10 protein-coding genes are annotated in these 12,690 nt (G+C 76.5%); all 10 read left to right on the top strand.

Annotated elements, in window-relative coordinates:
- Positions 1–149: 149 nt before the first annotated feature.
- The 10 genes from ACFQH9_RS31270 to ACFQH9_RS31225 all read left to right on the top strand — a co-directional run bounded on the left by ACFQH9_RS31270 (position 150) and on the right by ACFQH9_RS31225 (position 12,626).
- The gene (locus ACFQH9_RS31270; RefSeq protein ID WP_379571925.1) at positions 150–2,921 is read left to right on the top strand and encodes a hypothetical protein; all 2,772 of its coding nucleotides are present in this window, start codon (positions 150–152) and stop codon (positions 2,919–2,921) included.
- Positions 2,918–3,901, top strand: a complete 984-nt coding sequence (locus ACFQH9_RS31265) for an HAD-IIA family hydrolase (RefSeq protein WP_379571923.1) — start codon at positions 2,918–2,920, stop codon at positions 3,899–3,901. The genes ACFQH9_RS31270 and ACFQH9_RS31265 overlap by 4 nt, the downstream gene beginning before the upstream one ends.
- Positions 3,902–3,998: 97 nt before the next feature.
- Positions 3,999–4,196, top strand: a complete 198-nt coding sequence (locus ACFQH9_RS31260) for a hypothetical protein (RefSeq protein WP_379571921.1) — start codon at positions 3,999–4,001, stop codon at positions 4,194–4,196.
- A gap of 12 nt (positions 4,197–4,208) precedes the next feature.
- Positions 4,209–5,027 carry a TlyA family RNA methyltransferase gene (locus ACFQH9_RS31255; RefSeq protein WP_379571919.1) on the top strand — a complete coding sequence of 273 codons (819 nt, stop codon included), beginning with the start codon at positions 4,209–4,211 and terminating at the stop codon, positions 5,025–5,027.
- The gene (locus ACFQH9_RS31250) at positions 5,024–5,944 is read left to right on the top strand and encodes an NAD kinase (RefSeq protein ID WP_379571917.1); all 921 of its coding nucleotides are present in this window, start codon (positions 5,024–5,026) and stop codon (positions 5,942–5,944) included. Before ACFQH9_RS31255 ends, ACFQH9_RS31250 begins: the two co-directional genes overlap by 4 nt.
- Before the next feature lie 92 nt (positions 5,945–6,036).
- The gene (gene recN, locus ACFQH9_RS31245) at positions 6,037–7,815 is read left to right on the top strand and encodes a DNA repair protein RecN (protein ID WP_379571915.1); all 1,779 of its coding nucleotides are present in this window, start codon (positions 6,037–6,039) and stop codon (positions 7,813–7,815) included.
- Between the two features lie 186 nt (positions 7,816–8,001).
- Positions 8,002–9,189 carry a putative cytokinetic ring protein SteA gene (gene steA, locus ACFQH9_RS31240; protein ID WP_379571913.1) on the top strand — a complete coding sequence of 396 codons (1,188 nt, stop codon included), beginning with the start codon at positions 8,002–8,004 and terminating at the stop codon, positions 9,187–9,189.
- Entirely contained in the window at positions 9,186–10,103 is a 918-nt protein-coding gene (locus tag ACFQH9_RS31235) for a copper transporter (RefSeq protein WP_379571929.1), read from the top strand. Before steA ends, ACFQH9_RS31235 begins: the two co-directional genes overlap by 4 nt.
- A 133-nt stretch (positions 10,104–10,236) precedes the next feature.
- Entirely contained in the window at positions 10,237–11,988 is a 1,752-nt protein-coding gene (locus ACFQH9_RS31230; protein ID WP_379571911.1) for a CTP synthase, read from the top strand.
- The gene (locus tag ACFQH9_RS31225; protein WP_379571909.1) at positions 11,985–12,626 is read left to right on the top strand and encodes an NUDIX domain-containing protein; all 642 of its coding nucleotides are present in this window, start codon (positions 11,985–11,987) and stop codon (positions 12,624–12,626) included. The genes ACFQH9_RS31230 and ACFQH9_RS31225 overlap by 4 nt, the downstream gene beginning before the upstream one ends.
- Positions 12,627–12,690 lie beyond the last annotated feature (64 nt).

Raw genomic sequence — 12,690 nt, 5'->3', positions numbered from 1 at the left:
GCCAGGGTGTGGGAGAGTAGGTCGCCGCCGACATCAAACATCGAAGAGCGTCCCCACCGGGCAGGTGGGGGCGCTCTTTTCGTATCTTCTCCCAGGGCTGGAATCGCGTTCGCGATCACGGCCGGCGCGACGACAACGGGAATTCCAGAGTGACTGATCGGGATGACAGGCAGGGCGGCCGACGCGAGGACGGCCCCCGGCGGCGGACCGGCGAGGGCCGGAACCGCGACGACCGCCGGGACGACCGGCGCGGTGGTGGCGGCCGGGTCGGCACCGGCTGGGGCGGCTCGGACGACCGGCGTGGGCCGCGCCGGGCCGACGACCGCTCCGACCCTCGGCGGGGCTCCGACGGCGACCGCGGCCGCGGCGGCTTCGGCGGCCGGGACGGCGGACGTGACCGGAACGCCCGGGGCGGGTACCGCGGACGCGACGACCGGGCTGCCCGAGGTGGCCGCAGCGAGCGCAGCGACAAGGTCCACGTCGACCGCTGGGGCGGCGACGACCGGCGGGCCGACCGGCGCGGGGGCCGCCCGCAGCGCGACGACCCGCGCGGATACGGCCGGGACGACCGCGGGACCGGTGGTCGTGGTGACCGACCGCGCGGCTACGGCGACGACCGCCGCGGCAGCGGCTTCTCCGACCGACGGGACCGGTTCGACCGCGACGACCGCCCGGGCGGCTTCCGGCGCGACGACCGTCCGCGGGGCGGCGACCGGGACGACCGCCGCGGTGGGCCCTCGCGAGGCGGGTACGGCCAGGGCGACCGCGGTGGTCGCTTCGAGCGCGACGACCGGCGCGGCTCCTTCGGGGATCGCCGGGACGACCGCCGCGGCGATCAGGACCGCGGGGACCGTGGTGATCGCGGGGGCGCCCGGTACGGCCGCGACGAGCGCGACTTCCGCGGCGGGCAACCGGACCGCGACGAGCGCCGTCCCTCCTTCGACCGGGGTGACCGTCGTATCGACCGGGAGCGCGGGGGCGGCCGGGTCGACCGGGACTCGCGCGGTTTCAGGGACTCCGGTCCCGAGCGGCGTGGCTTCCGGGCCGACGGCCCGCAGGGCGACCGCCGCGGCGGGTTCGATCGGGACGACCGCCGCGGGGACCGCGAGGACCGTCGGGGTGACTTCCGGGGCGACCGGGATGATCGTCGGGGCGGCTTCCGGGGCGACGAGCGTGCCCGGGGCGGCGACCGGGAGGCTCGCGGTGGCGCCTACCCCCGCGGGGGGTCGGGCGAGCGCCGCAGCGGGTTCGACCGTGACGACCGGCGGGGCCGCTTCGAGCGTGACGACCGCCGCGGCGGGTCCGACCGCGGGGCCCGCGGGGGCGACCGTTCCGGCGGCGGCTACCGCGGGGACCGACCGCGCGACGACCGGCCGCGCGACGACCGGCCGCGCGACGACCGGCCGCGCGACGACCGGCCGCGCGACGACCGGCCGCGCGACGACCGGCCTGCCGCCGTCCGCCGGGAGGAGCGTGAGTCCCGGCCGGACCGCGGCGACGGGATCGGCGGGCCGTTGCGCCAGGGTGGGAACGACGTCCGCGACCGGGGGTTCGAGCGTCGCGAGCGACCGGCCGAGGGCGAGCGCCGCTTCCGCGGGGAGCGGGTCGGCCCGGTGCGGGACCGCCGCGAGGGCGGGCCGCGCGACGGCGACCGTCCGGGCCGTGGGCCGCGTGACCGGGGCGACCGGGGCGACCGGGGCAACCGGTTCGACCGCGACGGTCGCGAGAGCCGTCCGCGCAGCGCGGAGGGCGTGCCCACCACGTTCATGGCCGAGCCCGAGCTGCCGGAGGGCGTCCGGCCGAACTCGCTCGACACGGACGTCCGGCGCGACCTGCGGGGGCTGCAGAAGGAGACCGCCGAGACGGTCGCGCTGCACCTCGTCGCCGCGGGCATGCTCCTCGACGAGGACCCCGAGGCGGCGCTCGAGCACGCGCGCTACGCGCGGAAGCGGGCCTCGCGCATCGCCGTCGTCCGGGAGGCCGCGGGCATCGCGGCCTACCACGCGGGCGAGTGGAACGAGGCGCTCGGCGAGCTGCGTGCCGCACGTCGCATGGGCGGCGGCCCGGGCCACATCCCGGTGATGGCGGACATCGAGCGCGCCCTCGGCCGTCCCGAGCGGGCCCTGGAGCTCGCGCGGGGTCCGGAGGCGAAGGAGCTCGGGCACGCCGAGCGCGTCGAGCTCGCCATCGTCGCCGCCGGCGCGCGACGCGACCTCGGAGAGATCGACGCCGCCGTCGTCGGGCTGCAGGGGGCGGACCTCGACCCGCGCAAGCGGGACCCGTGGAGCGCGCGCCTCTTCTACGCCTACGCCGACAACCTTCTCGCCGCGGGCCGGGAGGCGGACGCGGTGCAGTGGTTCGTCCACGCCGCCGACGCCGACGCCGCGGGGGAGACCGACGCGCGTCGCCGGCTCGCCGACCTGACCGGCGAGGAGTTCGAGGACGACGACGAGGACTTCGTGGTGAGCGAGGTCCTGGAGGACGACGACCACACCCCGGCCGCCCGCCGCACCGTCGAGGACCCGCCCGCCCGCGCAACCGATCTCACCGAGGACCACGACGAGGACGAGGCCGAGGGCGACCTCGCCGACGAGCGCGAGGACCTCGACGAGGCCGACGAGGGCGACGAGGCGGACGACGACCTCATCGACGAGTCCGCCGACGTCGACGACCGAGCCGATGCCGAGGCCGACGAGCTCGACGAGGCCGACGAGCTCGACGAGGACGACGAGCTCGACGAGGACGACGAGCTCGACGAGGACGACGAGCTCGACGAGGCCGACGCCGACCTGGACGAGGACGAGCTCGACGAGGCCGACGCCCCCGCCGCCGTCGCGCAGGAGCCCGACGAGGACGGCGACCCCGAGCCCCCGATCGACACGTGGCCTGCCCAGGGTCCGGAGGGTGGGCAGTCCTCGTGAGCGACGACCTCCTCTCCCGGTTCGACGTCCTGCTGGTGGACCTCGACGGCACCCTCTACGCGGGGCCGTCCGCGGTCCCGGGAGCCGTCGAGGCGATCGCGGCGGCGCAGGACCGCGGCGTGCGGACCTCGTACGTCACGAACAACGCCTCGCGCCGGCCGTCGGACGTCGCGGCGCACCTCGCGGAGCTGGGCTACCCGGCGACGACCGAGGACGTCCGCACCAGCTCCCAGGCCGGGGCCGCGATGCTCGCCGCGCAGCTGCCGGAGGGCGCGCGGGTGCTGGTCGTGGGGACGAGCGCGCTGGCGGAGGAGGTGACCCGCCGGGGCCTGCGCGTCGTGGACGCGGCCGAGGACGCCGACGCCGTGGTCCAGGGCCACTCGCCCGACACCGGCTGGCGGATCCTCGCCGAGGCCACGTTCGCGATCCGGCGGGGCGCGCTGTGGGTGGCGACGAACGTCGACCCCACGCTCCCGACCGACCGCGGCCCCATGCCGGGCAACGGCTCGTTCGTCGGTGTGGTGCGCATCGCGAGCGGGGCGGAGCCGCAGGTGGCCGGCAAGCCGGCGCCGACCCTGATCCAGGAGGCGCTGCGCGCGTCCGGGCGCGAGCGCGGCCTGGTGATCGGCGACCGGCTCGACACCGACATCCAGGGCGGCAACGCGGCCGGCCTGCCGACGCTCGCCGTCCTGACGGGGGTGTCGACGCCGCGGGAGGTGCTGGAGGCGCCCGAACCGCAGCGCCCGACCTACCTCGGGGCGAACCTCGGGGCGCTCTTCCGGCCCGCCGAGGAGCTGGCGCCGGGGTCCCGGGACGGCTGGACCGTGAGCGGGGACCTGGTGCTCTCGGGCGAGGGGGAGGACCTCGACGCCCTGCGCGCGCTCTGCGCGGTGCACTGGGCCGCCGGTGGCGGCGCGGCGCTGGTGCGGGCCGAGGGCGACGCGGCGCGCGCGGTGCTCGGCCGGCTCGGTCTCGGCTGAGCACGCGCCGGACGTCGGCCGACGGCCGGTCGCCCGCCTCGACTACCGTGGCGATCACGCCGACGCACCGTCGGACCCCGACCGGAGAGCACGAGCGATGACCGTTCCCGTCCCGGGCGACCCGCGCCCGCCGTCCGCGCGCCCGCTGGAGGCCGTGCGGGCCGACGTCGAGGCCGCCCTCGGCGCCCTCGACGCGGTCGCCGAGCGGCCCGCGGAGGAGCACGTCGCCGCCTTCGAGCGGGTCCACGCCGCGTTGGGCGCCGCCCTCGCCGCCGGCTCGCCCGAGCGGGCCTGACCGGGGTCCGCCGTGCCCACCCGTTCCCGGCTCGACGCGGAGCTCGTCCGGCGCAAGCTCGCCCGCTCGCGGCAGCACGCGGCCGAGCTGATCACCGCGGGGCGGGTGCTGGTCAACGGGTTGCCCGCGGGGAAACCGGCGACCCAGGTCGACCGGGCGACCCCCGTCGTCGTCGAGGAGCGGGCGGACGAGCCGGACTGGGCCTCCCGCGGCGCGCACAAGCTGCTCGGCGCGCTCGACGCCTTTCCCGACGTCGTCGTCGGGGGCAGGCGCTGCCTCGACGCCGGGGCCTCTACCGGCGGGTTCACCGACGTCCTGCTCCGGCGCGGGGCGCGGGAGGTCGTGGCGGTCGACGTCGGCTACGGCCAGCTGGTCTGGCGGCTGCAGTCCGACCCGCGGGTGCGCGTGCACGACCGCACCAACGTCCGGGCGCTCGGGCCGGAGCAGATCGACGGGGTCGTCGACCTCACCGTCGCGGACCTGTCGTTCATCTCGCTGCGCACCGTGCTGCCGGCCCTCGTCGCCTGCACCGCGCCGGGTGGCACCCTGGTACCGATGGTCAAACCGCAGTTCGAGGTGGGCAGGGAGCGGCTGGGCGCGGGCGGGGTCGTGCGCGACCCGGCGCTGCGGCTGGCCGCGTTGACCGAGGTCGCCGAGGCCGCGCGGGGCCTCGGCCTCGCCGTGCGCGGCGCGGTCGCCAGCCCGCTGCCCGGCCCGTCCGGCAACGTCGAGTACTTCCTCCGCCTGGCGCGCGGCGGCGAAGGGGCGGACCCGGGCGCCGACGTGGGCGACGCGCCGCTGGCCCGCGCGGTCGAGGAGGGTCCCCGGTGAGGGAGCTGCTCGTCGTCCTGCACGCGGGGCGGGCGACGAACCGCCGGGTCGCCGCCCGCGTCGCCCACCGCCTGGCGAAGGACGGCATCCGGCTGCGGGTGCTGGCCGACGAGTGGGCCGAGGTCGACAACGGCACCGACCTGCCCCCCGAGCTGCGCCCGATCGTCGTCGACGGCACGCCGGCGTGCGCGGCGGAGACCGAGGCCGTGCTCGTGCTCGGCGGCGACGGAACGCTGTTGCGCGCGGCCGACCTGGCCCGGCCCGCGAAGGTGCCCCTGCTCGGGGTCAACCTCGGCCGCATCGGCTTCCTCGCCGAGGCCGAGCAGGAGTCGCTGGGCGAGGCGCTCGACGCGATCGTCGCCGGGACCTACGAGGTCGAGGAGCGCATGACGATCGACGCCGTGGTGCGGCACCGCGGCCAGGTCCTCGCGCGGACGTGGGCGCTCAACGAGGGCGTCGTGGAGAAGAGCACGCGCGAGCGGATCCTCGAGGTCGTGCTGGAGATCGACGGCCGGCCGGTCTCGAGCTTCGGCTGCGACGGCGTCATCTGCTCCACCCCGACGGGGTCGACCGCGTACGCCTTCTCCGCGGGCGGCCCGCTGGTGTGGCCGCAGGTCGAGGCGATGCTGGTGGTGCCGAGCAACGCGCACGCACTGTTCGCGCGGCCGATGCTCGTGTCCCCCGAGAGCCACGTCGCGGTGGAGATCGACGCCACCGGACCGCCCGCCGTGCTCGACTGCGACGGCCGGCGGGTCCTCGACGTGCCGCCCGGCGCCCGGGTGGAGCTGTGCCGCGGCGTCGAGCCGGTCCGGATGATGCGACTGGCCGCGCAGCCCTTCGCCGACCGTCTGGTCCGCAAGTTCGACCTGCCGGTCCGCGGCTGGCGGGGCGCGCCCGAGATACCCGACGAGCACTGAGCGACAACTGAGCGACACCGGGTCGCGGCGTCCGCCGGACACACCGCGGTCTGCGCGCGGATCTGTCGGGGGTGGCCCGTATCGTGCGGCCCATGCTGGCCGAGATGCGCATCCAGGGCCTCGGCGTGATCGACGACGCCACGCTCGAGCTCGACCCGGGCCTCACGGTGCTCACCGGGGAGACCGGCGCGGGCAAGACCATGGTCGTGACCGGGCTGTCCCTGCTGGGCGGCGGCCGGGCGGAGGCGTCGCGGGTCGCCGAGGGCGCGTCGCGGGCCGTCGTGGAGGGCCGGTTCGAGCGCAGCGGCGCCGCGGCGCTGGAGCTGGCCGAGGAGGTCGGCGCGGAGGCGGACGAGGACGGCACGCTCATCGCGGTCCGCTCGGTGTCGGCGGACGGGCGTTCCCGCGCGCACCTCGGCGGGCGGTCCGTGCCGATCGGCGTGCTCGGCCGGCTCGCCGAGGCCACGCTCGCGGTCCACGGGCAGAACGACCAGCTCCGCCTGCTGCGCCCCGCCGACCAGCGCGCCCTGCTGGACCGGTACGCGGGCGAAGCCGTTTCCAAGCCGCTGGCCGCCTACCGCGAGACGCGCGCGGAGTGGCAGGCCGTGTCCGCCGAGCTCGTCGAGCGCCGGGACAACGCGCGCCGGCTGGCCCAGGAGGCGGACCTGCTCCGGCACGGGCTGACCGAGATCGAGGCGGTCGCGCCGCAGCCGGGGGAGGACCGCGAGCTCGTCGAGGAGGCGAAGCGGCTCGCGGCGGCGGACGACCTGCGCGAGGCGGCCGGGCTGGCCCGCGCGATGCTCTCCGGCTCGGACGACGGGGAGACCCCGGGCGCGGTCGGGCTCGTCGGCGAGGCGCGCCACCGGCTCCACGCGGGCGGCGACCCGGACCTCGCGGCGCTCGACCCGCGGCTCGGGGAGTCCCTCGCCGTGCTCACGGACGTGGCGGCCGAGCTGTCCGCCTACCTGGACCGGCTCGACGCCGATCCCGAGCGGCTCTCCCGGGTGCTGTCCCGGCAGGCCGAGCTCAAGGCGCTCACCCGCAAGTACGCCGCGGACATCGACGGCGTGCTGGAGTGGGCCGCCCAGGCGCAGGAGCGGCTCGCCGGGCTCGACACCTCGGACGAGGCGCTCGCCGCCCTGGCCGCCCGGCGGGACGCGCTGGCCGCCGACCTCGCCGGGCACGCCGCGGTGGTGACCGCCGCACGCACCGAGGCCGCCGGCCGGTTGGCCGCCGACACCACCGCCGAGCTGGGTGGGCTCGCGATGAAGGACGCGGAGCTGCACGTCTCGGTCGCCGCGCGGGGGGCGACCGGGCCCGACGCCGCGGACGCGGTGCTCGTCGAGGGGCGCTGGGTCGTCGCCGGGTCGGACGGTGTGGACGAGGTGGAGCTGCGGCTGGTCCCGCACCCCGGCTCGGCGCCGCAGCCGCTGCACAAGGGCGCCTCCGGCGGCGAGCTGTCCCGGGTGATGCTGGCCCTCGAGGTCGCGCTCGCGGGCGCCGACCCGGTCCCGACGATGGTGTTCGACGAGGTCGACGCCGGGGTGGGCGGTCGCGCCGCGGTCGAGATCGGCCGCCGGCTGGCCCGGCTGGCCGCACGGCACCAGGTCATCGTGGTCACGCACCTGCCGCAGGTCGCGGCCTACGCAGACCGGCACCTCGTGGTGCAGAAGAAGCGCGGGGAGGGCGTCACCCGCAGCAGCGTGCGCACGCTGCCCGAAGCCGAGCGGATCGTGGAGCTGGCGCGGATGCTCGCCGGGCTGGACGACACCGACACCGGGCGCGCGCACGCCGGGGAGCTGCTCGCCGCCGCCCGCACGCACCGCGAGGAGGACCGGGCCGAGCCCCGGAAGCGCCGGCGGAAGGCCTGACGGACCGGCAGCGGTGCGCCGACACGACGGGAGCCCCGCCTCGTCGAGGTTCTCGGGCGGCGGCCCGGGGGTCCGGGCGCGTTCGCGGTGCTGCCCGGCGGCGCCGTGGCCGGGCCGGGTGACGGGGCGGTCACGGTGCGGCGCGCCTTCACCGATCCGTGCCGGGGCGGTGCCAGGGTGCGCGGCATGAAGCTGACCGGCCTGCTGCACCGCTCGCGACCCGAGCTGCCCGGGCTCGCCGGGACCGCGCGCGTCGACAAGCGCACGGACGCGTTGCTCAAGCGGCTCAAGCCGGGCGACATCGCGGTGCTCGACCAGATCGACATGGACCGCGCCACGGCCGACGCGCTGATCGCGGCCGAGGTCGCCGCCGTCGTCAACGCCTCGCCGTCCATCTCCGGGCGCTTCCCGAACCTCGGGCCGGAGGCGCTGCTGGCAGCGGGTGTCCCGCTGATCGACGGGGCCGGGCCCGAGGTCCTGCACGACGTGCGCGACGGCGCGCGGATCCGGGTGCACGAGGGCGTGGTCTACGCGGGCGAGCTGGAGCTGGCCCGCGGCACCGAGCAGACGGCCGACTCGGTCGCCGACGCCCTGGTCGAGGCCAAGTCCGGACTCATCCACCAGCTCGAGGCCTTCGCGGCGAACACGACCGAGTTCATGCGGCAGGAGCGCTCGCTGCTGCTCGACGGCTACGGCGTCCCGGAGGTCGACGTCGCGCTGCGGGGGCGGCAGGTCCTCGTGGTCGCGGCGGGCTTCGACCACGCCAAGGAGCTCGCCCGGCTCGGCCACTACGTCCGCGAGTACCAGCCGGTGCTGATCGGCGTCGGGGCCGGCGCCGACGCGCTGCGGGCCGCAGGACACACGCCGCACCTCATCGTCGGCGACCCCTCCGACATCTCGGACGAGACGCTGACCAGCGGCGCCGACGTCGTCGTCCCGGCCTTCGCCGACGGCCACGCGCCGGGTCTGCACCGGGTCCAGGACCTGGGCGCGAGTGCGGTGACCTTCCCGTCGTCGGCCAACCCCGAGGACCTCGCGCTGCTGCTCGCACACCACCACGGCGCCTCGATGATCGTGACCGTGGGCCTGTCGGCCACCATGGCCGAGTTCCTCGACCGGGGCCGGTCCGGCTCGAACGCCTCGACCTTCCTCACCCGCCTCCAGGTGGGGGGACAGCTGGTCGACGGCCGGGTCATCGCCCAGCTCTACCGCAGCCGGATCTCCACCGGCGCGCTGCTGCTGCTCATCGGGGCGGCGCTCGTCGCGGTCCTGGCCGCACTGCTGATGTCGCAGGCCGGGGACGCGGTCCTGACCTGGATCACCACGACGGCGACCGCCCTGCTCGACCTGATCAAGGGGTGGTTCGTCCGGTGATCTCGCTGCGCTACCACGCGGTCTCCCTCGCGGCGGTGTTCCTCGCGCTCGCGGTCGGCGTGGTGCTCGGCGCGAGCGGCCTGTCCGACCGGCTGCTCGCCGCGGTCTCGGCCGATCGCGACGACCTCTCCACCCAGGTGACCACCCTGACCACCGAGCGGGACGCCCTCCTCGACGAGCAGGCCGCGGCGGACCAGTTCGCGAGCCGGGTCGGCCCGGCGGCGGTGCGCGGGCTGCTGACCGGCAAGAGCGTGGCGCTGGTGCAGGCGGGCGGCGAGCAGACCGACGCCGAGTCCGTCATCCGGCTCGTCGGGCAGGCGGGCGGCACGGTGACCGGCACGATCACGCTCACCGACGCCGTCGGCGACCCGGCCCGCTCGGACCAGCTCAACGCCCTCGCCGCCGAGCTGCTGCCCGCCGGTGCCCAGCTGCCCTCCGCCTCGGACACCGGCAGCCTGGCGGGCGGCCTGCTCGGCAGCGTCATGAGCACGAAGAGCGCCCCGAGCGCGGACCAGGCGGGCGCGGTGTGGACCGGGCTCGCCGACGCCGGGTTCGTCCAGCCCGGCACGGCCCCCGGGCCGGCGGACCTCGTCGTGGTCCTGACCGGCGGCGCCGCCCAGGGACCCGACGCGGGCGACCTGGCCGCCCTGCTCGCCCGCCTGGCCGCGCAGCTGGACCGCGCCGGGGCCGGCGCGGTGCTGGCCGGCCGGGAGGGCTCGGCCTCGGCGACCGGCCCGATCGGCGTCGCGCGGGCGGCCGGCGGGTCGACCGCGGGCCTGTCCACCGTCGACGACGTCCAGACCGGCGCCGGACGCGTCGCCACGGTCCTGGCGCTCAAGGAGCAGCTCGACGGCGGGGCCGGCAGCTACGGCTCCGACCGCAGCGCCTCCGGGGGCTCGGCCCCCGGGGCCTGACCGGCACCGAACGGACGGCGCTCTCGCTCACCCCTCCAGAACGAGAGCGCCGTCCGTGCATCCGGGGCGGCGGCGACACGCGGCGGGACGGTCCGGGCGGGCCGGGCGGAGGGCCCGGGTACACTGAAGTTCCGTGCAGACACGCGCGACCCGTCATCTGTTCGTCACCGGCGGGGTCGCATCCTCGCTGGGCAAAGGCCTCACCGCGTCGTCCCTCGGCCAGCTGCTCACCGCGCGCGGGCTGCGGGTCACGATGCAGAAGCTCGACCCGTACCTCAACGTCGACCCCGGGACGATGAACCCGTTCCAGCACGGCGAGGTCTTCGTCACCGAGGACGGCGCCGAGACGGACCTCGACATCGGCCACTACGAGCGGTTCCTCGACCGGGACCTGCACGGCCGGGCCAACGTCACCACCGGCCAGGTGTACTCCGAGGTCATCGCCAAGGAACGGCGCGGCGAGTACCTGGGCGACACCGTGCAGGTCATCCCGCACATCACGAACGAGATCAAGGACCGGATCCTCGCGATGGCGGAGCCCGACGCGGACGGTGCGGCGCCCGACGTCGTCATCACCGAGGTCGGCGGCACCATCGGCGACATCGAGTCGCTCCCCTTCGTCGAGGCGGCCCGCCAGGTGCGCCACGAGGTCGGCCGGGACAACTGCTTCTTCCTGCACGTCTCGCTGGTGCCGTACCTGGCGCCGTCGGGCGAGCTGAAGACCAAGCCCACCCAGCACTCCGTCGCCGCCCTGCGCAACATCGGTATCCAGCCCGACGCGCTCGTCCTGCGCGCCGACCGGGAGATCCCGGAGGCGATGAAGCGCAAGATCTCGCTGATGTGCGACGTGGAGATGGACGGCGTCGCCGCCTGCCCGGACGCCCCCTCGATCTACGACATCCCGCGCGTGCTGCACCGCGAGGCGCTCGACGCCTACGTGGTCCGCCGGCTCGGGCTGCCCTTCCGGGACGTCGACTGGACGGTCTGGGGCGACCTGCTCGACCGCGTGCACAACCCGGACGAGAAGGTCACGATCGCGCTCGTCGGCAAGTACGTCGACCTGCCCGACGCCTACCTCTCGGTCACCGAGGCGCTGCGGGCCGGGGGGTTCGCGCACCGCGCCAAGGTCGACCTGCGCTGGGTCGTCTCGGACGACTGCGAGACCCCGTCCGGGGCGGCCACCGCGCTGGAGGGCGTCGACGGCGTGCTGATCCCCGGCGGATTCGGCATCCGCGGCATCGAGGGCAAGCTCGGCGCCATCACCCACGCCCGCACCCGCGGGATCCCCACCCTCGGACTGTGCCTGGGCCTGCAGTGCATGGTGATCGAAGCGGCGCGCAACCTCGCCGGCCTGGACGGGGCCAGCTCCAGCGAGTTCGACCCGCGCACCCCGCACCCGGTCATCTCGACGATGGCCGAGCAGCTCGACGTCGTCGCCGGGGAGCGCGACATGGGCGGGACCATGCGGCTCGGCGCCTACCCGGCCGCCCTGGGCGAGGGCACCGTCGTCGCCCGGGCCTACGGCGCCCGCGAGGTGTCCGAGCGGCACCGGCACCGCTACGAGGTCAACAACTCCTACCGGGACCGGCTCGCCGAGGCCGGGCTGGTGTTCGGCGGGACCTCGCCGGACGGGACGCTCGTCGAGTTCGTGGAGCTCCCGGCGGAGAAGCACCCGTTCTTCGTGGGCACCCAGGCGCACCCGGAGCTCAAGAGCCGCCCGACGCGCCCGCACCCGCTGTTCGCGGCGTTCGTGAAGGCGGCGCTGCGGTACAACGCCGAGGACCGGCTCCCCGTGGAGATGCCGTCCCGGGCCAAGGGCAACGGCAAGGCCGAGCGCACCGAGCCCGCGGGGTCGCCGGTCGAGCCGGCCGAGGTGGGCTCGTGAGCCGGAGCACCCCGGGCACGCACGACTTCCCGATCACCGCCTCGCGGGACATCTACGAGGGCCGTGTGATGGCCGTCCGGGCGGACACGGTCCGCATGCCCGGGGGCCGCGAGGCGACCCGCGAGATCGTCGAGCACCCCGGGGCGGTCGCGATCGCCGCGGCCGACGAGCAGGACCGGCTGATGTTGATCCTGCAGTACCGGCACGCCGTGCGGCGCCGGCTGTGGGAGATGCCGGCCGGGCTGCTCGACCAGGCCGGCGAGGACCCCGTCGCCGCGGCGGCCCGCGAGCTCGAGGAGGAGGCCGGCCTCACCGCCGAGCACTGGTCGGTGCTCGTCGACGCGGTGCCCTCGCCGGGCTTCTCCGAGGAGGCGATCCGGGTCTTCCTGGCCACCGGGCTGCGCGAGGTGGATCGCCCCGACCTGGGCGACGACGACGAGGAGTCCGAACTCGAGCTGCGCTGGATTCCGCTCGCCGAGGCGGTCGCGATGGTGCTGCACGGCGAGATCGTGAACGCCACGACCGTCGCCGGGATCCTCGCCCTGCAGGCGGTGCGGGACGGGCACGCCGAGCCGCGGCCGCTCGACGCCCCGTGGCCGGACCGGCCGACGGCCTTCGCGAAGCGCAAGGAGAGCTGACGCCCGGACGAACGGCACTCTCGTGCGGGAGGTCCGCACGAGAGAGGGCGGCTCGAGCGGTCCC

This window comes from Pseudonocardia lutea, assembly GCF_042658055.1.
GTDB classification, from domain to species: domain Bacteria; phylum Actinomycetota; class Actinomycetes; order Mycobacteriales; family Pseudonocardiaceae; genus Pseudonocardia; species Pseudonocardia lutea.
Note: the sequence above shows the minus strand (reverse complement) of the source record. Positions and strands in the feature narration are given on the sequence as shown.